Source organism: Streptomyces luteolus (assembly GCF_029968015.1).
GTDB classification, from domain to species: Bacteria; Actinomycetota; Actinomycetes; order Streptomycetales; family Streptomycetaceae; genus Streptomyces; species Streptomyces luteolus.
The window spans coordinates 41,229-63,439 of sequence record NZ_JASCIS010000021.1; the positions used below are offsets into that span (position 1 = coordinate 41,229).

Genomic DNA, 22,211 nt, shown 5'->3' on the forward strand with positions numbered 1-22,211 from the left:
GAATCAGGACCCTGCGTGCCCGCGACCCCTACGAATGTGCCTCAGCCGAGCCGTACCGACCCGGCGCTGATCCGCAATTTCTGCATCATCGCGCACATCGACCACGGCAAGTCCACGCTCGCCGACCGGATGCTCCAGCTGACCGGTGTGGTCGAGCAGCGGCAGATGCGCGCTCAGTACCTCGACCGGATGGACATCGAGCGCGAGCGCGGCATCACCATCAAGTCCCAGGCGGTCCGCCTGCCCTGGGCGCCCACCGAGGGTGAGGGTCAGGGCCAGACCCACATCCTGAACATGATCGACACCCCGGGCCACGTGGACTTCACGTACGAGGTGTCGCGTTCGCTCGCCGCCTGTGAGGGGACGATCCTGCTCGTCGACGCCGCTCAGGGCATCGAGGCGCAGACGCTCGCCAACCTGTATCTGGCGATGGAGAACGATCTGCAGATCGTTCCGGTGCTCAACAAGATCGACCTGCCGGCCGCGCAGCCGGAGAAGTTCGCGGAGGAGCTCGCGAACCTGGTCGGCTGCGAGCCCGACGACGTCCTGAAGGTCTCCGCCAAGACCGGCCTCGGCGTCGAGGCGCTGCTCGACCGCGTGGTCAACGACGTCCCGCCCCCGGTCGGCGTCAAGGACGCCCCCGCCCGCGCGATGATCTTCGACTCGGTCTACGACTCGTACCGCGGCGTGGTCACGTACGTCAGGGTCGTGGACGGGCAGCTCAACAAGCGTGAGCGGATCCGGATGATGTCCACGGGCGCGACGCACGAGCTCCTCGAGATCGGCACGAACTCGCCGGAGATGCTGGCCGCCGACGGCCTCGGTGTCGGCGAGGTGGGCTACCTGATCACCGGTGTGAAGGACGTCCGCCAGTCCAAGGTGGGTGACACGATCACCCAGCAGCACAAGGGCGCCGAGGAGGCGCTCGGCGGGTACAAGGACCCGAAGCCGATGGTGTTCTCGGGGCTCTACCCGCTGGACGGCTCGGAGTACCCGGACCTGCGCGAGGCACTGGACAAGCTGCAGCTGAACGACGCCGCGCTCGTCTACGAGCCGGAGACCTCGGCCGCGCTCGGCTTCGGCTTCCGCGTCGGCTTCCTCGGCCTGCTGCACCTGGACGTGATCCGGGAGCGCCTGGAGCGCGAGTTCGGCCTCGACCTGATCGCCACCGCCCCCAACGTGGTCTACCGCGTGATCATGGAGGACGGCACCGAGCACCAGGTCACGAACCCGAGCGAGTTCCCCGAGGGCAAGATCGACGAGGTCTTCGAGCCGGTCGTACGGGCCACGATCCTCGCGCCGTCCGAGTTCATCGGCTCGATCATGGAGCTGTGCCAGAACCGGCGCGGTGTGCTGCTCGGCATGGACTACCTCTCCGAGGACCGCGTCGAGATCCGGTACACCCTGCCGCTCGCGGAGATCGTCTTCGACTTCTTCGACCAGCTGAAGTCCAAGACCCGTGGCTACGCCTCGCTGGACTACGAGCCCACCGGCGAGCAGTCCGCGCAGCTCGTCAAGGTCGACATCCTGCTGCACGGCGACAAGGTCGACGCCTTCTCCGCCGTCACGCACAAGGACCAGGCGTACGCGTACGGAGTGCGGCTCGTCGCCAAGCTGCGGGAGCTCATCCCGCGGCAGGCGTTCGAGGTGCCCGTGCAGGCCGCCATCGGTTCGCGGGTCATCGCCCGCGAGACCATCCGCGCCATCCGCAAGGACGTGCTCGCCAAGTGCTACGGCGGTGACATCTCCCGTAAGCGGAAGCTGCTTGAGAAGCAGAAGGAAGGCAAGAAGCGGATGAAGATGGTCGGCTCCGTCGAGGTGCCGCAGGAGGCCTTCATCGCCGTGCTCTCCAGCGACGAGGGCCCGTCGAAGAAGAAGTAGGCCGGAAGCAGCAAGCCCTAAGCAGCAAGCCCTAAGCAGCCCGAAGCAGCCCGGAAGCGGAATCTCCGGGGAGGCCGGGTGCAGGCCCGCCGCGCGACTCGCGCGGCGGGCCTTTGTCATGTGCGTGAGTCTCGCCCCGTCACCCCCGCACGCCCTGCCGCGTTCTGTTGAAAGTGAGAGGTCGCAGCCCCTTACGTGGCGGGCGCGGGCGCTCTACTCTGATCACTGCTCGAAGGTTACTCGCTAGTTAAACAACCGCCCCCCAGCAGACGCACGCCAACAGACGCACGCACTGTCGCGGGCCCGGAGGATGTCGTGAGCGACACACAGACACAGATCGAGAACCGTCCGCCCTCCGTGGCGAGCCTCTTCCTTGAGCGCGTTGCGGCCACGCCGGACGCCGAGGCCTACCGCTATCCGGTGCCGTCGGCCTCCGGCAGCGGGCCCGACGACTGGAAGTCCCTGAGCTGGGGCCAGGCCGCCGAGCGGGTGTTCGCGATCGCGGCCGGCCTGATCGACCTCGGCATCCAGCCCGAGGAGCGGGTGGCGCTCGCCTCCGACACCCGGGTCGAGTGGATCCTCGCCGACCTCGCGATCCTCTGCGCGGGCGCGGCCACGACGACGGTGTACTCCTCGACGAACGCCGACGAATCGGCGTACATCCTGTCCGACTCCGCCAGCAAGGTGCTGATCGCCGAGAACGAGGCGCAGCTGGCGAAGGCGCGGGAGCGGCGCGCGGAGCTGCCGGACCTGAAGCACGTCGTCGTCATCGACGGCGACCACGGGCTCGCGACCGGTGAGGGCGACGACTGGGTGCTCTCGCTCGCCGACCTGGAGGCGCGCGGAGCGGCGTACCTGGAGAAGCACCCCGAGGCCGTCAAGGAGCGGATCGGGAACATCACCAAGGACCAGCTCGCGACGCTGATCTACACCTCCGGCACCACCGGCCGCCCCAAGGGTGTGCGCCTTCCGCACGACAACTGGTCGTACATGGCGAAGGCCATCGCGGCGACCGGGCTCGTCGGGCCCGACGACGTGCAGTACCTGTGGCTGCCGCTCGCGCACGTCTTCGGCAAGGTGCTGACCAGCGGGCAGATCGAGGTCGGGCACGTGACCGCCGTCGACGGACGCGTCGACAAGATCATCGAGAATCTGCCGGTCGTGCAGCCGACGTACATGGCCGCCGTGCCGCGGATCTTCGAGAAGGTCTACAACGGGGTCGCCGCCAAGGCTCGTGCCGGGGGTGGCGCCAAGTACAAGATCTTCCAGTGGGCGGCCGGTGTGGCCCGCGAGTACGCCAAGGTCACGCAGGACAACTTCCGCAGGACCGGCAACGCCTCGGCACCGTTCCCGCTCTCCGCCAAGCACGCCGTCGCCGACAAGCTGGTCTACGGCAAGCTGCGCGAGGCCTTCGGCGGACGCCTGCGCGCCTGCGTCTCCGGCTCGGCGGCGCTCGCGCCCGAGATCGGCTACTTCTTCTCCGGCGCCGGCATCCACATCCTGGAGGGGTACGGACTCACCGAGTCCAGCGCCGCCTCCTTCGTGAACCCCGGCGAGGCGTACCGCACCGGCACCGTCGGCAAGCCGCTGCCCGGCACCGAGGTGCGGATCGCGGACGACGGCGAGATCCTGCTGCGCGGCCCCGGCATCATGCAGGGCTACCACGGCCTCCCCGAGAAGACCGACGAAGTCCTGGAGAGCGACGGCTGGTTCCACACCGGCGACATCGGCGAGCTGTCCGCCGACGGCTATCTGCGGATCACCGACCGCAAGAAGGACCTGATCAAGACCTCCGGCGGCAAGTACATCGCGCCGGCCGAGGTCGAGGGCCAGTTCAAGGCGGTCTGCCCGTACGTCTCCAACATCCTGGTGCACGGCGCCGACCGGAACTTCTGCACCGCCCTGGTCGCCCTTGACGAGCCGTCGATCCTCGCCTGGGCCGAGGAGCAGGGCCTGGGCGGGAAGTCGTACGCGGAGGTCGTGGCGGACCAGCGGACGGTCACGCTCGTCGACGGCTATGTGCGGGAGCTCAACCAGGGCCTGCAGAAGTGGCAGACCATCAAGAAGTTCCGGCTGCTGCCGCGCGATCTCGACGTGGAGCACGGCGAGTTGACGCCCAGCCTGAAGCTGAAGCGGCCGGTCGTGGAGCGCGAGTACAAGGGGCTCATCGACGAGATGTACGCGGGCGCTATGGAGAAGTGAGGCGCGCGGGAGCTATGGAGAAGTGAGGCACGCGGGGGCTATGGAGAAGTGAGGCGCGCGGGGGCCATGGAGAAGTTAGGCACGCGTAGCCCCTGAGGGTGACGAGAGCGGGCGCGGCCCCCGGATGCGGTCCGGGGGCCGCGCCCACGCGTGTCGGCGGTGTTTCCGGAATGATCTCCTCCGGGCTGCGCCACTCCGTCCGGAATTGATCGTTTCCGAGCGCGGGCATAGCACGGTTTGCGCTCTTGGCGGCCTAGTTCGGTAACTCGGTGCTTATGAGCGGGCTCTGTCTGTCACTCTGGCGTGGCCGCCTGAGGCAGCACACCGTCCGACCCGCTCAGGAGCTGCACGTGGGGTTCATTCCAATGCAGCGGGAGACCGGCACGTCCGCGCCGGAGTCCCGCCCGTCGCCTCCGCATGTCCCACGGGAGGCCCATCCCTGCGCGCGCACCACCCTGACCGGCAACTCCCTCGCCCCCGCCGCCGCCCGCCGCTTCGTCCGCTCCGCCCTCGCCGACTGGGCGGAGCCCGCCGCACGCGCCGACCCGGCGGAACACGCCCCGCCGCCCGCCGTCGACGGCATCACCGAACGCCTCGTCGACGACGCCGTGGTCCTCGTCAGCGAACTCGTCACCAACGCCGTGGTGCACGCCGGCACCGACGTCGAGGTGCTCTGCCGCCTGGAGTACGCCGAGGAGAACGACGAGGGCGAGGGCGCCTCCCTGCTCGTCGAGGTCACCGACCACCACCCGGCCCGGCCCGTGCACGGCGCGAGCACCGAGCGCACCGCGGACGGGTCCGAGTACGGCCGCGGCCTCCACCTCGTCGCCTCCCTCTCCGAGTCCTGGGGCATCACGTACCGCACCGGCAGCAAGACCGTCTGGGCGCGGCTGCCCGTGGACGGCGTCGACGTGGCGAGGGAGCTGGAGGTGTACGCGGGGGAGCAGGCCACCGAGCGCGGGCTCCGCGCCGCCGAACTGCTCGCCCACGACCGCGCCCGCGACCCGGACCACGCGCGCGAGCAGGGCGGCCGCGACTCCGACCGCGCCCGCGACCCCGGCGCCTGGGGCCACCGCGACGCCGTCACCTTCCTCGCCGAGGCCTCCGACCTGCTCGCCGGGCAGCTCGACGAGGACCTGGTCGCCGCCCTCGCCGGGCAGCTGCTCGTCCCGCACATCGCCGACTGGTGCGCGGTCTGGCTCGACGACGAGGGCGACCGGCGCAGCGCACCCGCGGCCTCCGCACCCCGCCTCGCCCGCGTCTGGCACCGCAGCGAGAACCGCATCGAGGAGCTGCACCGCGTCCTGGAGAAGGAGCCGCCGCACCTGCACGGACCGCCGCACTCCGGCCCCTTCACCGTGCCCTGGCCCACCGAAGGTCTCGCGGAGCCGGACGGCACGGCCCTCGCCCACCGCCTGGTCGCGGGCGGCCGCGCCCTCGGCACGCTGCTCGTCGGCCGGGCCGGACAGCAGCGCTTCCCCGACGAAGTCACCGGTCTGCTGCAGGACTTCAGCCGCCGCGTCGCCCTCGCCGTGGGCGCCGCCCGGCAGTACACCCGGCAGGCCACCATCAGCCGCGTCCTGCAGCGCGGCCTGCTGCCCAGCTCCGTCGCCGAGGTCCCGGGGCTCCAGACCGCGCTCGTCTACGAACCCCGCGACAAGGGCCTCGCGGGCGGCGACTTCTACGACGTGTTCCCCGCGGGCGACGGCCGCTGGTGCTTCGCCCTCGGCGACGTCTGCGGCAACGGCCCCGAGGCCGCCGTCGTCACCGGCCTCGCCCGCCCCTGGCTGCGGCTGCTCGCCCGCGAGGGATACAGCGTCGGGGACGTCCTCACCCGCCTCAACCAGGCCCTGCTCGACGACGCCATGGAAGCCGCCGAGGCCGCCGCCCGCGCCGTCGCCGCCGCCGGACTGCCCGGACTGCCCGAGCCCGGTTCGCGTACGAGCGGTGCGCACGGGTCCGCGCACACCGCCCTGCCGCACACCGGCCACCCCGACACCGCCTCGCCCAGCCGCTTCCTCTCCGTCCTGTACGGCGAGCTCGTCCCCACCGACGAGGGCGTGCGCTGCACCGTGGCCTGCGCCGGCCACCCGCTGCCGCTGGTCCTCGACCCCGAGGGCCGCGTCCGTGCCGTCGCCGAGCCGCAGGTGATCCTCGGCGTGATGGACGACGCGACGTACACCGGCGAGACCTTCCTGCTGCGCCGCGGAGAGACGCTGCTCCTCGTCACCGACGGCGTCACGGAACGCCGGGACGGGCCCCGCCAGTTCGACGACGGCGACGGGCTCGCGGACGCCCTCGCCACCTGCACCGGCCTCAGCGCCCTGCACGTCGCGGAGCGGATCAGGCACCTCGTGCACGAGTTCTCCGCCGAACCGCCGGACGACGACCTCGCGCTGCTCGTGCTGCAGGCGCAGTGAGCCCCGGCCCGTCGGCTTGCTGGAGTTATCCACAGGCGGACCGGCTTCCGGCGGCGGTACGGGACAATGGACCCCATGCCCTCCGTACTCCCCGATGGTGAGCCCGTGCCCTTCGACGGGGCGCTGCCCGCGCACGCCCTGGCCGACGCGGCCGCCCGCCCCCTCGGGTTCTATCTGCACGTCCCGTACTGCGCGACCCGCTGCGGGTACTGCGACTTCAACACCTACACCGCCAGCGAGCTGCGCGGACCCGAGGGCGCCCTGGCCTCGCGGGACAACTACGCGGACCACCTGATCGAGGAGATCCGCCTCGCCCGCAAGGTCCTCGGCGACGACCCGCGCGCGGTCCGCACGGTCTTCGTCGGCGGCGGCACGCCCACGCTGCTGCCCGCTGCCGATCTCGTCCGGGTCCTCGGCGCACTGCGCGCGGAGTTCGGCCTCGCCCCCGACGCCGAGGTCACGACCGAGGCCAACCCGGAGTCCGTCGACCCGGCGTACCTCACGGAGCTGCGCGAGGGCGGGTTCAACCGGATCTCGTTCGGCATGCAGAGCGCCCGGCAGCACGTCCTGAAGGTCCTCGACCGCACGCACACCCCGGGCCGCCCCGAGGCCTGCGTCGCGGAGGCCCGCGCGGCCGGCTTCGAGCACGTCAACCTCGACCTGATCTACGGCACGCCCGGCGAGTCCGACGACGACTGGCGGGCCTCCCTCGAAGCGGCGATCGGCGCCGGCCCCGACCATGTCTCGGCGTACGCCCTGATCGTCGAGGAGGGCACCCAGCTGGCCCGCCGCATCCGCCGCGGCGAGGTCCCGATGACCGACGACGACGTGCACGCCGACCGCTACCTGATCGCCGACTCGCTGCTCGCCGAGGCGGGCTTCTCCTGGTACGAGGTGTCCAACTGGGCCACCACCGACGCCGCCCGCTGCCTGCACAACGAGCTGTACTGGCGCGGCGCGGACTGGTGGGGCGCAGGCCCGGGCGCGCACTCGCACGTCGGGGGCGTGCGGTGGTGGAACGTCAAGCATCCGGGCGCGTACGCCCAGGCGCTGGTGGCCGGTGGTTCGCCCGGTGCCGGGCGGGAGCTGCTGTCCTCGGAGGACCGGCGGGTCGAGCGGGTGCTGCTCGAACTCCGGCTGCGGGAAGGGGTGCCGCTGTCCCTGCTCCGTCCGGAGGGGCTCGCGGCTTCGCGCGGGTTCCTCGCGGAGGGGCTGCTGGACCCGGTCCAGTACGAGGAGGACCGCGCGGTCCTCACCCTGCGGGGGCGGTTGCTGGCGGACGGGGTGGTGCGGGACCTGGTCGACTGAGGCGGATTCCTCCCCTCCCCGCCCTCCCGACTGTGTCCGATATGCGGCTGGCGCCGCGTGGCTGCGGCGCTGTCATTCGGCTGCCGCGCCGTCGTGGCTGGTCGCGCAGTTCCCCGCGCCCCTGAAAAACCCGCCCCACCGGCAAATCCAGCCCCTCCGGCGTTTGAGGAGCGGGGGTCCGGGGGCTGGCCCCCGTGGCTGTCCGCAGGACTTTCGGGAAGGGGCGGGGAGGGGAAAACCCCCCGGCCCTACTCCACCGGCACCGTTACAAAATCGATCAACTCCTCCACCCGCCCCAGGAGTTCAGGTTCCAGGTCCCGGTACGACGACACCCGCCCCAGAATCGCCTGCCACACCGCCCCGGTGTTCGCGGACGGCCACCCCAGGGCCTCGCAGACGCCCGTCTTCCAGTCCTGGCCCCGGGGCACGCGGGGCCACCCCGCGATGCCCAGCGCGGAGGGCTTCACGGCCTCCCAGATGTCGATGTACGGGTGCCCCACCACCAGCGCGTGCTCGCTGCTCACCGACGCCGCGATGCGGGACTCCTTCGAGCCGGGGACCAGATGGTCGACCAGGACCCCCAGGCGCGCCTGAGCGTCCGGGGCGAACTCGGCGACGATGGCGGGGAGATCGTCGACACCCTCCAGGTACTCCACGACCACGCCCTCGATCCGCAGGTCGTCGCCCCACACCTTCTCGACCAGCTCCGCGTCGTGCCGCCCCTCGACGTAGATCCGTCCGGCCCGCGCGACCCGGGCCCGAGCGCCGGGGACGGCGACCGAACCGGAGGCGGTACGGGTGGGACGTACCGGAGTCGACGCGGCAGGGCGGACCAGGGTCACGACGCGGCCCTCCAGGAGGAAGCCGCGCGGTTCGAGCGGGAAGACGCGGTGCTTGCCGAAGCGGTCCTCCAGCGTGACCGTGCCCGCCTCGCAGCCGATCACCGCACCGCAGAACCCGGTGGACACCTCCTCCACGACCAGATCGCGGTCGGCGGCCACCTCGGGGACCGGCTTCCGCTTCTTCCACGGCGGGGTGAGATCGGGGCTGTACGAACGGCGCTGCGGGCCCGAAGGGCCCTCGTTGGAGGGGCGGTGGCGGGAGACGGGTGGGCGCATTCGGCCGACGATAAGAGAAGCCTCCCGGCGGTGGCTACGACACGCCGAACAGCGCGGCCAGCGTGGCCCGTTGCTCACGGACAAACGCCGCGTCCACCACCGAACCGTGCCCCGGTACGTACACCGCGTGCTCCCCGCCCAGGTCGAGCAGTCGGTCCAGGGCGTGCGGCCACTGGGCGGGCATCGCGTCCGGGCCCGCCTGCGGGTCGCCGGACTCCTCGACCAGATCGCCGCAGAACACGATCTCCGGGGAGCCGCCCGACCCCGACACCAGGACTGCCAGATCGTGACCCGTGTGACCGGGGCCGACATTGGCGAGCAGCACCTGCACCCCGCCCAGGTCGAGCGTCCACTCGCCGCACACAAGACGGTGCGGGCGGACCAGGAGATCGGCGGCCTCGCCCGCCGCACGCGCGTCCAGGCCGTGCCGTACCGCGTCCGCGGCCAGCTCGTCGCGGCCGCGGGTCAGGACCCCGTCGACGCCGACCGCGCCGAACACCTCGACTCCGGAGAACGCGGCCGCGCCCAGGACATGGTCGAAGTGGGGGTGCGTGAGCGCGAGATGCGTCACACGCCTCCCGCCGAGGAGCGCCTCGGCCTGCCGACGCAGCTCCGCGCCCTCCCGCAGTGACGACCCCGCGTCCACCAGGAGCGCCGCGTGCTCACCCGCGACCAGGCCCACCGTGCAGTCCCAGCGGGGGAGGCGGCGCCGCGCCGCACAGGGGGACAACCGCTCCCACTCGGACGCGTACGGCTCTTCCCAAGTCAACCGCATACCGAGACGCTAACCCCGCCCGCGCGGGGCTGCGCGGCCTCATCGCACCCACCCTTGCCGCGGGAGTACCCCACGGCCGTACACTGGGCCGGTGAAGCTGGCACTCTGCTGTGTTGAGTGCCAGGCGGTCGGCGAGACGGACACTGCGGGGACGAGGGCAGGGAGGTGTGTGCGCATGCTGAGTGAACGCAGACTTGAGGTGCTGCGCGCCATCGTCCAGGACTACGTCGGCACCGAGGAGCCCGTCGGCTCCAAGGCGCTCACCGAGCGGCACAGCCTCGGCGTCTCCCCGGCCACCGTGCGCAACGACATGGCGGCCCTGGAGGAAGAGGGCTTCATCGCCCAGCCGCACACCAGTGCCGGGCGCATCCCCACCGACAGGGGGTACCGCCTCTTCGTCGACAAGCTCGCGGGCGTCAAGCCGCTCTCCGGTGCCGAGCGCCGCGCGATCCAGAACTTCCTCGACGGCGCCGTCGACCTCGACGACGTCGTGGGTCGTACGGTCCGGCTGCTCGCGCAGTTGACCCGGCAGGTCGCCGTGGTGCAGTACCCGTCCCTGACGCGGTCCACGGTGCGCCATGTCGAACTGCTCTCGCTCGCGCCCGCGCGGCTGATGCTGGTGGTGATCACCGACACCGGCCGGGTCGAGCAGCGGCACGTGGACTGCCCGGCACCGTTCGGCGACACCGCGCTAGCGGATCTGCGGGCCCGGCTCAACAGCCGGGTCGCGGGGCGTCGTTTCTCCGACGTACCGCAGCTGGTGCAGGACCTTCCCGAGTCCTTCGAGACGGACGACCGCGGCACCGTCTCGACCGTGCTCGCGACCCTCCTCGAAACCCTCGTCGAGGAGACCGAGGAGCGGCTGATGATCGGCGGCACCGCCAATCTCACCCGCTTCGGGCACGATTTCCCGCTCGTGATCCGGCCGGTGCTCGAAGCGCTGGAGGAGCAGGTCGTGCTCCTCAAGCTGCTCGGCGAGGCCAAGGATTCGGGCATGACCGTACGTATTGGGCACGAGAACGCCCACGAGGGCCTCAACTCCACGTCCGTCGTCTCGGTCGGCTACGGTTCGGGCGGCGAAGCAGTCGCCAAACTCGGCGTGGTCGGACCGACCCGCATGGACTACCCCGGAACGATGGGAGCAGTACGCGCAGTGGCACGTTACGTCGGACAGATCCTGGCGGAGTCGTAAGTGGCCACGGACTACTACGCCACTCTTGGCGTGCGCCGCGACGCTTCCCAGGACGAGATCAAGAAGGCCTTCCGGAGACTGGCGCGCGAGCTCCACCCGGATGTGAACCCCGATCCGAAGACGCAGGAGCGCTTCAAGGAGATCAACGCCGCCTACGAGGTGTTGTCGGACCCGCAGAAGAAGCAGGTCTACGACCTCGGCGGCGACCCGCTGTCCCAGGCGGGCGGCGGCGGTGCCGGCGGCTTCGGCCAGGGCGGGTTCGGGAACTTCTCGGACATCATGGACGCGTTCTTCGGTACGGCGTCCCAGCGCGGCCCGCGGTCGCGTACCCGCCGGGGCCAGGACGCGATGATCCGGCTCGAGATCGAGCTGGACGAGGCCGCGTTCGGCACCACCAAGGACATCCAGGTCGACACCGCCGTGGTCTGTACGACCTGCTCCGGCGAGGGCGCGGCCCCCGGCACCTCGGCGCAGACCTGTGACATGTGCCGCGGCCGCGGTGAGGTCTCCCAGGTCACCCGGTCCTTCCTGGGCCAGGTCATGACCTCGCGCCCCTGCCCGCAGTGCCAGGGCTTCGGCACCGTCGTCCCGACCCCGTGCCCCGAGTGCGCGGGCGACGGCCGGATCCGGTCCCGGCGCACGCTCACGGTGAAGATCCCGGCCGGTGTCGACAACGGCACGCGGATCCAGCTCGCGGGCGAGGGCGAGGTCGGCCCCGGCGGCGGCCCCGCCGGCGACCTCTACGTCGAGATCCACGAACTCCCGCACCCGGTCTTCCAGCGGCGCGGCGACGACCTGCACTGCACGGTCACCATCCCGATGACGGCGGCGGCACTCGGCACGAAGGTCCCGCTTGAGACGCTCGACGGGATGGAGGAGGTCGACATCCGGCCCGGCACCCAGTCCGGCCAGTCGATCCCGCTGCACGGCCGCGGCGTCACGCACCTGCGCGGCGGCGGCCGAGGCGACCTCATCGTGCACGTCGAGGTCACCACGCCCACCAAGCTGGACCCGGAGCAGGAGCGGATCCTGCGCGAGCTCGCCAAGGCCCGCGGCGAGGAACGGCCCACGGGGCAGTTCCAGCCGGGGCAGCAGGGGTTGTTCCATCGGTTGAAGGATGCGTTCAACGGGCGGTGACGGCCTGGGCCGGGGGTCCGGGGGTTGTCCCCCGGGCAGGCACAGTCAGTCGGGGCAGCAGGGGTTGTTCCATCGGTTGAAGGATGCGTTCAACGGGCGGTGACGGCTGGGGCCGGGCCTGAATTCTGCGGGGTGCGGTGGACGTGAAAGCATGCGCTCATGTCCACCGCACTGACCGATCTCAGCCCGTACCCGATCGTGCAGGCCCCCATGGCCGGTGGCGCATCCTGCCCTCCTCTCGCCGCGGCCGTCTCCGAAGCCGGCGGCCTCGGATTCCTGGCCGCCGGGTACAAGACCGCCGACGGCATGTACCAGGAGATCCAGCAGCTGCGCGGGCTCACCGACCGGCCCTTCGGCGTCAACCTGTTCATGCCGCAGCCCGACTACGCCGACCCGAGCGCGATCGCCGTCTACGCCCACCAGCTCACCGGCGAGTCCGCCTGGTACGACGCCCCGCTCGGCGACCCGGACTCCGGGCGTGACGACGGCTATGAGGCCAAGCTGGCCATCCTCTTCGACGACCCCGTACCCCTCGTCTCCTTCACCTTCGGCTGCCCCACGCGGGACGTCCTCGAGGCCTTCGCGCGGGTCGGCACCACCACCGTCGTCACCGTCACCAGCGCCGAAGAGGCCCAGGCCGCGCAGTGGGCCGGCGCCGACGCGGTGTGCGTGCAGGGCGTCGAGGCCGGCGGCCACCAGGGCACGCACCGCGACGACCCCGAGCGCGACGGCAGCGGCGTCGGCCTGCTCGCGCTGATCGCCCAGGTGCGCGAGACCGTGCAGCTGCCGATCGTCGCGGCCGGCGGCCTGATGCGCGGCAGCCAGATCGCGGCCGTGCTCGCGGCCGGGGCGGAGGCGGCGCAGTTCGGCACCGCGTTCCTGGTCTGCCCCGAGTCGGGCGCGAACCCGCTGCACAAGCAGGCCATGACGAACCCCTTGTTCGTACGCACGGAACTCACCCGCGCGTTCTCCGGCCGCCCGGCGCGTGGCCTCGTCAACCGCTTCATGCGCGAGCACGGGCCTTACGCGCCCGCCGCGTACCCGCAGGTCCACTACCTGACCGGCGGCATCCGCAAGGCGGCGGCCAAGGCCGGGGACGCGCAGGGCATGAGCCTGTGGGCGGGCCAGGGGCACCGGCTGAGCCGGGAGCTGCCCGCCGGTCAGCTGGTCGAGGTGCTCGCGGCCGAGCTGGACGCGGCGCGGGCGGGGCTCACCCAGCGGGGCGGCGCGCGATGACCGCGCCGGTCTTCGTGGTGGACGAAGTCCCCTGCGGCGGCGGCGAGTTCGTACTCGACGGGCCCGAGGGCCGGCACGCGGTGTCGGTACGGCGGCTGCGCGCGGGGGAGCGGGTGGTCCTCACGGACGGGCTCGGCCGCGGCGCCTCGGCTGTCGTGCTCGCCGCGGAGGGCAAGGACCGGCTCACGGTCGAGCTGACCGGGTCCCTCGCGGACCCCGAGCCCGCGCCCCGCATCACCGTCGTCCAGGCTCTGCCCAAGGGCGACCGGGGCGAGTTGGCCGTGGAGACCATGACGGAGACCGGCGTCGACGCGATCGTGCCGTGGGCGGCGTCCCGTTGCATCACGCAGTGGCGCGGGGAGCGGGGGGTCAAGTCCCTCGGCAAGTGGCGGGCGACCGCCCGTGAGGCGGGCAAGCAGGCCCGCCGGCTGCGGTTCCCCGAGGTCGCCGACCTCGCCTCGACGAAGGACGTCGCGGAGCTGCTCGCCGGGGCGGCGTTCGCGGCGGTCCTGCACGAGGAGGGCAGTACGCCGCTGGCCTCGGCGGCGCTCCCCGCGACGGGTGACGTGATCCTGGTCGTCGGCCCCGAAGGCGGCGTCTCCCCCGAGGAGTTGGACCTCTTCGCGTCGTCGGGCGCGGCCCCGTACCGCCTGGGCCCGTCCGTCCTGCGCACGTCTACGGCCGGTACGGCGGCCACGGCACTGCTCCTCGGCCGCTCGGGCCGCTGGGGCTAGCCGGGTGCTTCTTTCCCCACCCCGCCCCTTCCCGAAGTCCTGCCGGACGGGCCTCCTCAAACGCCGGAGGGGCTGGGGGGGCGGCCCCAGACCGGCAAATTCAGCCCCTCCGGCGTTTGAGGAGCGGGGGTCTGGGGGCTGGCCCCCAGTTCGGGAAGGGGCGGGGCGGGGAAGACTCAGCCCGCGCTCCGGAACACCGTGTCGAACAGAACCCAGCCGTCCCGTTCGCCCACCCCCGGCAGCCACCCGCCCGCCCGTGCCGCATCCGCCAACTGCCGTACGGCTCCTGGCTTCCGCAGGTTCAGCAGCCTGCCGTCGCCCGTCGTGACGCAGCCCGCGTGCCACAAGCCGTCGGCCACGTACCGGCCCTCGCCCGCCCGGAACACCAGCCGCAAGGGGACCTTGGAGCCCTCCGCGTAGAGGCTGAGGACCTCGGCGCAGGGTCCCGTGCGGGAGTGGCGATGGCGGACCGTCCAGAGGTACGTGGCGTCGTCGGTCACCAGCCGTCGCAGGCGATGGAGTCGGGGCACCCGCTCACCGTAGGCAAGGTCCGGCCAAGTGATCCAAACCCCCCACGGCCGGTGCGTGACCTGCATAGGCTGACCGAGTGACGCAGCCTGCCTACCTCCGGTTCCCGCATATTCAGGGCGACTTGGTCGCCTTCATCGCTGAGGACGACGTCTGGGTCGCGCCGCTCGACGGTGGTCGCGCTTGGCGTGTCAGCGCGGACAACATGCCGGTCGACCATCCGCGGATCTCGCCCGACGGCACCCAGGTCGCCTGGACCTCCACCCGGGACGGCGCCCCCGAGGTGCACCTCGCGCCGGTCGACGGCGGTCCCGCCAAGCGGCTGACGCACTGGGGGAGTTGGAAGACCTCCGTGCGCGGCTGGACCCCGGACGGACAGGTCCTCGCCGTCACCACCGAGGGCCAGGCCTCACTGCGCCGCAGCTGGGCCCGTGCCGTGCCGCTCGACGGCGGGCCCGCGCGCACGCTGTCGTACGGGCCGGTCGGTGACCTCGCCTTCGGCCCCGGCGGCGAAGTGCTGCTGCAGAGCGTGACGATGGGCCGCGAGGCCGCGTACTGGAAGCGGTACCGCGGCGGCACGGCGGGGAAGTTGTGGATCGACCGGGCGGGAGAGGGCCAGTTCGTCCGCGTACTCGACGAGCTCGACGGGAACGCCGAGTATCCGCTGTGGGTCGGGGAGCGGATCGGGTTCCTGTCCGATCACGAAGGGGTCGGGGCCGTCTACTCCTCCCTGCCCGACGGCAGCGATCTGCGCAGGCACACCCCGCTCGACGGCAGCGATCTGCGCAGGCACACCCCGCTCGACGGCAGCGATCTGCGCAGGCACACCCCGCTCGACGGCAGCGACCTGCGCAGGCACACCCCGCTCGACGGCTTCTACGCGCGGCACGCCGCCACCGACGGGCGCCGCGTCGTCTACTCCGCGGCCGGTGAACTCTGGCTCCTCGACAGCCTCGACAGCCTCGACGACCGCACGGCCGTCGAACCCCGCCGCCTCGACATCAGCCTCGGCGGGCAGCGCACCGACCTGCAGCCGCACCCCGTCCGGCCCGAGCGGTACCTCGGCACCGCCGCCCCCGACCACACCGGCCGGGGCAGCGCCGTCTCCGTGCGCGGCGCCGTGCACTGGGTCACCCACCGCGACGGCCCCGCCCGCACCCTCACCGCCGAACTGGGCGTACGCGCGCGCCTGCCCCGCACCTTCCGGGTGGAGGGCGAGGAGCATGTGGTGTGGGTGACGGACGCCGAGGGTGACGACGCCCTGGAGTTCTCCCCGGCCACCGGCGTCGCGCCCGGCGGGACCGTACGGCGGGTCGCCGCGGGGCAGTTGGGCCGGGTGCTGTCGCTCGCCATGGCGCCCGACGGCAGCCGCGCCGCCGTCACCTCGCACGACGGGCGGATCCTGCTCGTCGAGCGCGCCTCCGGGGAGGTCAGGGAGGTCGACCGCAGCGAGCACGGCGAGGCGTCCGGGCTCGTCTTCTCGCCCGACTCCGGCTGGCTCGCCTGGTCCCACGCCGGGCCCTCCCCGCTGCGCCAGCTCAAGCTGGCCAACACCACCGACCTCACCGTCTCCGAGGCGACCCCGCTGCGCTTCTGCGACTACGCGCCCGCGTTCACCCTCGACGGCCGGCATCTCGCGTTCCTCTCCGAGCGCTCCTTCGACCCGGTCTACGACGTGCACGTCTTCGACCTGGCCTTCGTCGGCGCCTGCCGCCCGCACCTCATCACCCTGTCCGCGACGACGCCGTCGCCGTTCGGACCGCAGCGGCACGGCCGGCCCTTCGAGAGCGCCGAGAAGTCCGGCGAGGTGCAAGGAGGCGACGACGCGCCCACCACGCGTATCGACCTCGACGGGCTCGCCGACCGGATCGTGCCCTTCCCCGTGGAGGCCGCCCGCTACTCCACGCTGCGCGCCGCCAAGGACGGCCTGCTCTGGCTGCGCCACCCGGTCCGCGGCGCGCTCGGCGCCAACCGCGCGGGCCTGGACGACCTCGGCCCGCAGACCGCGCTCGAACGGTACGACCTGGCCCAGCGCCGGATCGAGGAACTCCACTCCGACGCCGACCACTTCAGCGTCAGCGGCGACGGCAAGCGCGTCCTGCTGCGCAGCGGCGACCAGCTGAAGGTGGTCCCCAGCGACCGCCGCGCCCCCGCCGACGACGACGGCGACAGCCACATCACCGTCGACCTGTCCCGTATCCGCCAGAACGTCGACCCCGTCGCCGAGTGGCGGCAGATGTTCGACGAGACCGGCCGCCTCATGCGGGACCACTTCTGGCGCGCGGACATGGGCGGCGTCGACTGGGAGGCCGTCTGCGCGCGGTACCGCCCCGTCGTCGACCGCCTCGCCACCCACGACGACCTCGTCGACCTGCTCTACGAACTCCACGGCGAGCTCGGCACCTCGCACGCCTACGTCAGCGGACCCGGCGGGTACGGCGGCTCCGACACCCGGCAGGGACTGCTCGGCGCCGACATCTCCCTGCATGAGGACGGCAGTTGGCGCGTCGACCGCGTCCTCGCCTCCGAGACGTCCGACCCGCACGCCCGCTCGCCGCTCGCCGCACCCGGCGTCGCGGTGCGCCCGGGGGACGCGCTGCTCGCGGTCGACGGGCGGCCCGTCGACTCCGTCACCGGTCCGGGGCCGCTGCTCGTGGGCGCCGCGGGCCGGCCCGTCGAGCTGACCATCTCCCCGTCCGGCGGCGGCGATCCGCGGCACGCGGTGGTCGTGCCGATCGACGACGAGGAGCCGCTGCGGTACCACGCGTGGGTCGCGGACCGGCGGGCGTACGTGCACGAGAAGTCCGAGGGGCGCCTCGGCTACCTCCACGTCCCCGACATGCAGGCGCCCGGCTGGGCCCAGATCCACCGCGACCTGCGGGTGGAGGTGGCCAAGGAGGGCCTGATCGTCGACGTACGCGAGAACCGCGGCGGGCACACCTCGCAGCTCGTCGTGGAGAAGCTGGCCCGCCGCATCGTCGGCTGGGACCTGCCGCGCGGACAGGCGGCCTACAGCTACCCCCTTGACGCGCCGCGCGGGCCCGTCGTCGCCGTCGCCAACGAGTTCTCCGGCTCCGACGGCGACATCGTCAACGCCGCGATCAAGGCCCTCGGCATCGGTCCCGTGGTGGGTACGCGGACCTGGGGCGGCGTCGTCGGCATCGACAGCCGCTACCGCCTCGTCGACGGAACCCTTGTCACGCAGCCCAAGTACGCGATCTGGCTGGAGGGTTACGGGTGGTCGGTGGAGAACCACGGCGTCGACCCGGACGTCGAGGTCGTCACGGCACCCCAGGACTACGCGTCCGGACGCGATCCTCAGCTGGACGAGGCGGTTCGGATGGCGTTGGCGGTGCTGGCGGAGAACCCGGCGAAGCGGCCCCCGGAACTCCCGCCCCTGTAACCCCCGGGGGGCTCCGCCCCCGGCCCCCCTCCCCCAAGCTCTCGGCTTCGCTCGAGCAGGGGGGACCCCCATCTCAAACGCCGGAGAGGCTGATCTCTGCCATCTTTCGGCTGCGGCTCCGTCGTGGCTGGTCGCGCAGTTCCCCGCGCCCCTTTCGGGGGCCTGGTCGCCGGATACGATGCGCACGTACAAGACCGAACGCGCACCGAGGAGGCCGACCCCATGGCCGGTGAGGCAAACGCCGACTGCCTGTTCTGCAAGATCATCGCAGGCGAGGTGCCCGCAACCGTCGTACGCGAGACTGACACCACGTACGCCTTCCGCGACATCAACCCCCAGGCACCCACCCACGTCCTGGTCATCCCCAAGGCCCACTACCCGGACGCCGCCACCCTCGCCGCCGCCGAACCGCAGATCACCGCCGACCTGCTGCGCGAGGCGGGAGTGGTCGCCGCGGAGGAGAAGCTGGAGAGCTACCGCGTGGTGTTCAACACCGGCAGCGGCGCCGGTCAGACCGTGTTCCACGCGCACGCCCACCTCCTCGGCGGCCGCGGCATGCAGTGGCCCCCCGGATAACCGGCGAGCCGAAAACCCCAGACCCAAGAACCGGTAACTGGTAACTCACTTTGTCCGTACGAGAATTCGTCGTCCTCGGCACCGCCAGCCAGGTGCCGACGCGGCACCGCAACCACAACGGCTACCTGCTGCGCTGGGACGGCCAGGGCATCCTCTTCGACCCCGGTGAGGGCACCCAGCGGCAGATGCTGCGTGCCGGAGTCGCCGCGCACGACATCGACCGGATCTGCGTCACGCACTTCCACGGCGACCACTCCCTCGGCCTCGCCGGGGTGATCCAGCGGATCAACCTGGACCGCGTGCCGCACGAGGTCACCGCCCACTACCCGCGCTCCGGGCAGCACTTCTTCGACCGGCTCCGCTACGCCACCGCCTACCGCGAGACCGTCAAGCTGACCGAGGCCCCGGTCGGCGCCGACGGAGTGCTGGCCGCCACGCCCGCGTACACCCTCGAAGCGCACCGGCTGTCGCACCCGGTGGAGTCCTTCGGGTACCGGCTCGTCGAGCCCGACGGGCGGCGGATGGTGCCCGCACTGCTGGCCGAGCGCGGTATCGCGGGACCGGACGTGGGGCGGCTGCAGCGCGCGGGTGAGCTGCGCGGGGTGCGGATCGAGGACGTCAGCGAGGTGCGGCGCGGGCAGCGGTTCGCGTTCGTCATGGACACCCGCCTCTGCGACGGCGTGCACGCGCTCGCCGAGGGCTGCGACCTGCTCGTCATCGAGTCGACCTTCCTCGACGAGGACGAGCAACTCGCCCGCGACCACGGCCACTTGACGTCCGGGCAGGCCGCGGCGGCGGCGCGCGACGCGGGCGTGCGGCACCTGGTCCTGACGCACTTCTCCCAGCGGTACGCGGACCCGCAGGAGTTCGCCCGGCAGGCCCGCGCCGCCGGGTTCACGGGGGAACTGACCGTGGCGGCCGACCTGTCGACCGTCCCTGTGCCCAAGCGCCATACCTGACCCGCTCGCGAAAGTACGCACATGCACCTTCCCAAGGCCGAACTCCACCTCCACATCGAAGGCACCCTCGAACCCGAACTGGCCTTCGCGCTCGCCGCCCGCAACGGCGTCGAACTGCCCTACGCCGACACCGAGGAGCTGCGCCGCGCGTACCTCTTCGAGGACCTGCAGTCCTTCCTCGACCTGTACTACGGACTGATGGCAGTGCTGCACACCGAGGCCGACTTCGAGGAGCTCGCCGACGCCTATCTGGCGCGCGCCGCCGAACAGGGCGTACGGCACGCGGAGATCTTCTTCGACCCGCAGGCGCACACCGCGCGCGGCGTCGCCATCGGCACGGTGATCGAGGGCCTCGCCCGCGCCCTCGACCGCAGCAGGGAGCGGCACGGCATCTCCACTCGCCTGATCATGTGCTTCCTGCGCGACGAGTCCGCCGAGTCGGCCCTCGCGACCCTTGAGGCCGCGAAGCCGTATCTGCACCGGATCACCGGCGTCGGCCTCGACTCGGCGGAGGTCGGCCACCCGCCCGCCAAGTTCCGCGAGGTGTACGAGGCGGCCGCCGCGCTCGGCCTGCGCCGGGTCGCGCACGCGGGGGAGGAGGGGCCGGCGGCGTACATCACGGAGGCCCTGGACGTGCTCGGCGTCGAGCGGATCGACCACGGGCTGCGGTGCATGGAGGACCCCGCGCTGGTCGAGCGGCTCGTCCGGGACCGCGTCCCGCTGACTCTGTGCCCGCTGTCGAACGTGCGGCTCCGCGCGGTGGACGTCCTTGAGGACCACCCGCTGCCGCGGATGATGGCCGCGGGGTTGCTGTGCACGGTCAACTCGGATGATCCGTCGTACTTCGGGGGGTACGTGGGCGATACGTTCCACGCGGTCCGCGAGGCCCTCGCCCTCGACCACGACCAGCTGCGCGAACTGGCCCGGAACTCGTTCCTGGCGTCCTTCCTGGAGGAGGACGAGGCTTTGCGGGAGCGGTACTTGGCGGAGGTTGAGGCGTACGAGTTCGACTGACCCGCCGTCGTGGCTGGTCGCGCAGTTCCCCGCGCCCCTTACGGGGCACAATTCAGCCCCTCCGGCGTTTGAGGAGCGGGGGTCCGGGGGCTGGCCCCCGAAGCGCCGCAGCCACGCGGCGCCAGCCGCAGATCGGACACAGTCGGGAAGGGGCGGGTAGGGGAGTCATCAGGCCTCGGCCGACACCGACGCGAGGATCCGCCCCGCCACCGCCGGCGAATCCACCAGCGGGTGCAACGCAAGCGCACGCAACGCCGCGTCCCGGTCCTTGAAGACCGCCGCCTCCACCGTCGCCCGCTCCACCGCCTTCAGCTGCAGCATCAACCCCAACTCCGCCTCCCCGAGCGGAGCACACGGCACCGGGCGGGCCCCCCGGGAGTCCACTTCGCACACCGTCTCCACGATCGCGTCCGCGGGAAGCGCCGGTACCGTCGACCCGTTCCTGACGTTCAGAATCAGCCGCGTACCCCCGCCGGAGGCGATCGCGCGCATCAGGGCGAGCGCGACCCGGTCGTAGCCGCCGCCGTCCAGGTCGCAGGAGTCCCGCTGCCAGCCGCCGGTCGCGGCGCGGCTGTCCGCCATGTACGTCTCCTCGCGCTCCAGGCGCGTGCTCTCCCACAACGCGTGCGCGCGGTCCGGGTGTTCGGCCGCGCGGGCGAAGAACTCGCCCTGCTGGTGGTCGAGGAACTCGCCGCGGGTCTCGTCGGCGGCGCGCACCGCGGCGAGGGTCTCGCGGCGGAAGTAGTAGTAGTGCAGGTACTCGTTGGGCAGGGAGCCGAGCGCGCGCAGCCACTCCGCGCCGAACAGCTTGCCCTCCTCGAAGGAGCCGAGGGCCGTGGAGTCCGCGAGCAGGCCGGGCAGCAGGTCGCGGCCGTCCGGCGCCGTCAACGACCGCAGCCAGCCGAGGTGGTTGAGGCCCACGTAGTCGTACGAGACCGAGTCCGGGTCGGCGCCCGCCGCGCGCGCCGCCCGCCGCACCAGGCCGACCGGGGAGTCGCAGATGCCGATGACGCGGTCGCCCAGGACCGAGGCCATCGCCTCCGTGACGGTGCCCGCCGGGTTGGTGAAGTTGATGACCCACGCGTCAGGCGCCACCGCCGCCACCCGCTCCGCGATGTGCAGGGCGACGGGCACCGTGCGCAGCCCGTACAGGACACCGCCCGCGCCCACCGTCTCCTGCCCGAGCACGCCCTCCGCGAGCGGCAGCCGCTCGTCCTGGACGCGGCCCGCGGTGCCGCCGACCCGGATCGCGGAGAACACGAAGTCCGCGCCGCGCAGCGCGTCGTCGAGCCCCTCGGCCACCCTGACCCGCGGGCCCGGCGGCAGCCCGTCGAGGACCGAGCGGATCACGCCGAGCCGCAGCGGATCCGTGTCGTACAGGGTGAGTTCCGTGATCTCGCTGCCCACCAGGGCGCCGTACACGAGAGGGACCCGGAATCCGCCGCCACCGAGAATCGTCAGCCTCATGCCGCGGAAGCTACCCCATGCGGCTTGAGCCACCCATGCGGCTTGAGCCACCCCATGCCGCTCGGGCCACCCCATGCCGCTCGGGCCACCCCGTGCCGCTCGGGGCGGGCCGCCCGCGCCGCTGAGCCGCCCCAACACGTCCTGGCGACCCGGCGTCCCGGCGACCTGGCGACCTGGCGACCTGGCGAAGTCTCCGCCCTTCCACCGGCATTCCGGCCGTGCCGGACGGCGTTGATGCACACTGGCCTGACCTGCACGCAT

At 72.2% G+C, this 22,211-nt stretch carries 16 protein-coding genes; 12 read left to right on the plus strand and 4 right to left on the minus strand.

What is annotated here, in order from left to right; all coding sequences use genetic code 11:
* The first annotated feature begins 15 nt into the window (after positions 1 to 15).
* The 4 genes from lepA to hemW all read left to right on the plus strand — a co-directional run bounded on the left by lepA (position 16) and on the right by hemW (position 7,811).
* Positions 16 to 1,881: a translation elongation factor 4 gene (lepA, locus tag QIT00_RS21235; protein ID WP_282536914.1), complete on the plus strand. Its 1,866-nt coding sequence runs from the start codon at positions 16 to 18 to the stop codon at positions 1,879 to 1,881.
* Positions 1,882 to 2,196: 315 nt separating this feature from the next.
* Complete coding sequence (locus tag QIT00_RS21240) at positions 2,197 to 4,083, plus strand: AMP-dependent synthetase/ligase (protein ID WP_282536915.1); 1,887 nt, start codon at positions 2,197 to 2,199, stop codon at positions 4,081 to 4,083.
* Positions 4,084 to 4,448: 365 nt separating this feature from the next.
* On the plus strand, positions 4,449 to 6,503 hold the full coding sequence (locus tag QIT00_RS21245) for a SpoIIE family protein phosphatase (protein ID WP_408909818.1): 2,055 nt from the start codon (positions 4,449 to 4,451) through the stop codon (positions 6,501 to 6,503).
* Positions 6,504 to 6,569: 66 nt separating this feature from the next.
* Entirely contained in the window at positions 6,570 to 7,811 is a 1,242-nt protein-coding gene (gene hemW, locus QIT00_RS21250; protein ID WP_282536917.1) for a radical SAM family heme chaperone HemW, read from the plus strand.
* A gap of 248 nt (positions 7,812 to 8,059) precedes the next feature.
* On the opposite strand, the gene QIT00_RS21255 is transcribed toward hemW, so the two are convergent.
* Positions 8,060 to 8,929 carry a DUF3097 domain-containing protein gene (locus QIT00_RS21255; RefSeq protein WP_282536918.1) on the minus strand — a complete coding sequence of 290 codons (870 nt, stop codon included), beginning with the start codon at positions 8,927 to 8,929 and terminating at the stop codon, positions 8,060 to 8,062.
* 34 nt (positions 8,930 to 8,963) lie between these two features.
* The gene (locus QIT00_RS21260; RefSeq protein WP_282536919.1) at positions 8,964 to 9,704 is read right to left on the minus strand and encodes an MBL fold metallo-hydrolase; all 741 of its coding nucleotides are present in this window, start codon (positions 9,702 to 9,704) and stop codon (positions 8,964 to 8,966) included.
* 175 nt (positions 9,705 to 9,879) lie between these two features.
* Here QIT00_RS21260 and hrcA point away from each other — a divergent pair, with 175 nt between their 5' ends.
* From hrcA to QIT00_RS21280, 4 genes are all read left to right on the plus strand, one after another.
* Positions 9,880 to 10,896 carry a heat-inducible transcriptional repressor HrcA gene (gene hrcA, locus QIT00_RS21265; protein ID WP_282536920.1) on the plus strand — a complete coding sequence of 339 codons (1,017 nt, stop codon included), beginning with the start codon at positions 9,880 to 9,882 and terminating at the stop codon, positions 10,894 to 10,896.
* Complete coding sequence (dnaJ, locus tag QIT00_RS21270; RefSeq protein ID WP_282536921.1) at positions 10,897 to 12,033, plus strand: molecular chaperone DnaJ; 1,137 nt, start codon at positions 10,897 to 10,899, stop codon at positions 12,031 to 12,033.
* A 159-nt stretch (positions 12,034 to 12,192) separates the two neighbouring features.
* Complete coding sequence (locus QIT00_RS21275; RefSeq protein WP_282536922.1) at positions 12,193 to 13,269, plus strand: nitronate monooxygenase; 1,077 nt, start codon at positions 12,193 to 12,195, stop codon at positions 13,267 to 13,269.
* Positions 13,266 to 14,003: a 16S rRNA (uracil(1498)-N(3))-methyltransferase gene (locus QIT00_RS21280; RefSeq protein WP_282536923.1), complete on the plus strand. Its 738-nt coding sequence runs from the start codon at positions 13,266 to 13,268 to the stop codon at positions 14,001 to 14,003. The genes QIT00_RS21275 and QIT00_RS21280 overlap by 4 nt, the downstream gene beginning before the upstream one ends.
* A 176-nt stretch (positions 14,004 to 14,179) precedes the next feature.
* Here the strand turns inward: QIT00_RS21280 and QIT00_RS21285 are convergent, their stop codons facing one another.
* A complete protein-coding gene (locus tag QIT00_RS21285; RefSeq protein ID WP_282536924.1) occupies positions 14,180 to 14,533 on the minus strand; it encodes a hypothetical protein in 354 nt (117 codons plus the stop codon).
* Between the two features lie 77 nt (positions 14,534 to 14,610).
* Between QIT00_RS21285 and QIT00_RS21290 the strand changes: the two genes are divergently transcribed.
* From QIT00_RS21290 to QIT00_RS21305, 4 genes are all read left to right on the plus strand, one after another.
* Positions 14,611 to 17,934 (plus strand): S41 family peptidase, encoded by a 3,324-nt coding sequence (locus tag QIT00_RS21290; protein WP_282536925.1) that lies wholly within the window; start codon positions 14,611 to 14,613, stop codon positions 17,932 to 17,934.
* Positions 17,935 to 18,156: 222 nt separating this feature from the next.
* Complete coding sequence (locus QIT00_RS21295) at positions 18,157 to 18,510, plus strand: histidine triad nucleotide-binding protein (protein WP_282536926.1); 354 nt, start codon at positions 18,157 to 18,159, stop codon at positions 18,508 to 18,510.
* Between the two features lie 50 nt (positions 18,511 to 18,560).
* The gene (locus tag QIT00_RS21300; RefSeq protein ID WP_282536927.1) at positions 18,561 to 19,469 is read left to right on the plus strand and encodes a ribonuclease Z; all 909 of its coding nucleotides are present in this window, start codon (positions 18,561 to 18,563) and stop codon (positions 19,467 to 19,469) included.
* 21 nt (positions 19,470 to 19,490) lie between these two features.
* The gene (locus QIT00_RS21305) at positions 19,491 to 20,483 is read left to right on the plus strand and encodes an adenosine deaminase (RefSeq protein WP_282536928.1); all 993 of its coding nucleotides are present in this window, start codon (positions 19,491 to 19,493) and stop codon (positions 20,481 to 20,483) included.
* A gap of 168 nt (positions 20,484 to 20,651) precedes the next feature.
* Here QIT00_RS21305 and QIT00_RS21310 read toward each other — a convergent pair whose 3' ends face one another.
* Entirely contained in the window at positions 20,652 to 21,950 is a 1,299-nt protein-coding gene (locus QIT00_RS21310) for a family 4 glycosyl hydrolase (protein WP_282536929.1), read from the minus strand.
* Between the last annotated feature and the right edge of the window lie 261 nt (positions 21,951 to 22,211).

Bases quoted from the DNA above. Each gene is read 5' to 3' on its own strand.
- QIT00_RS21245 (WP_408909818.1), top strand. From the start codon at position 4,449: ATGCAGCGGGAGACCGGCACGTCCGCGCCGGAGTCCCGCCCGTCGCCT.
- hemW (WP_282536917.1), top strand. From the start codon at position 6,570: ATGGACCCCATGCCCTCCGTACTCCCCGATGGTGAGCCCGTGCCCTTC.
- QIT00_RS21255 (WP_282536918.1), bottom strand. From the start codon at position 8,929: ATGCGCCCACCCGTCTCCCGCCACCGCCCCTCCAACGAGGGCCCTTCG.
- QIT00_RS21260 (WP_282536919.1), bottom strand. From the start codon at position 9,704: ATGCGGTTGACTTGGGAAGAGCCGTACGCGTCCGAGTGGGAGCGGTTG.
- hrcA (WP_282536920.1), top strand. From the start codon at position 9,880: ATGCTGAGTGAACGCAGACTTGAGGTGCTGCGCGCCATCGTCCAGGAC.
- QIT00_RS21275 (WP_282536922.1), top strand. From the start codon at position 12,193: ATGTCCACCGCACTGACCGATCTCAGCCCGTACCCGATCGTGCAGGCC.
- QIT00_RS21280 (WP_282536923.1), top strand. From the start codon at position 13,266: ATGACCGCGCCGGTCTTCGTGGTGGACGAAGTCCCCTGCGGCGGCGGC.
- QIT00_RS21295 (WP_282536926.1), top strand. From the start codon at position 18,157: ATGGCCGGTGAGGCAAACGCCGACTGCCTGTTCTGCAAGATCATCGCA.
- QIT00_RS21305 (WP_282536928.1), top strand. From the start codon at position 19,491: ATGCACCTTCCCAAGGCCGAACTCCACCTCCACATCGAAGGCACCCTC.
- QIT00_RS21310 (WP_282536929.1), bottom strand. From the start codon at position 21,950: ATGAGGCTGACGATTCTCGGTGGCGGCGGATTCCGGGTCCCTCTCGTG.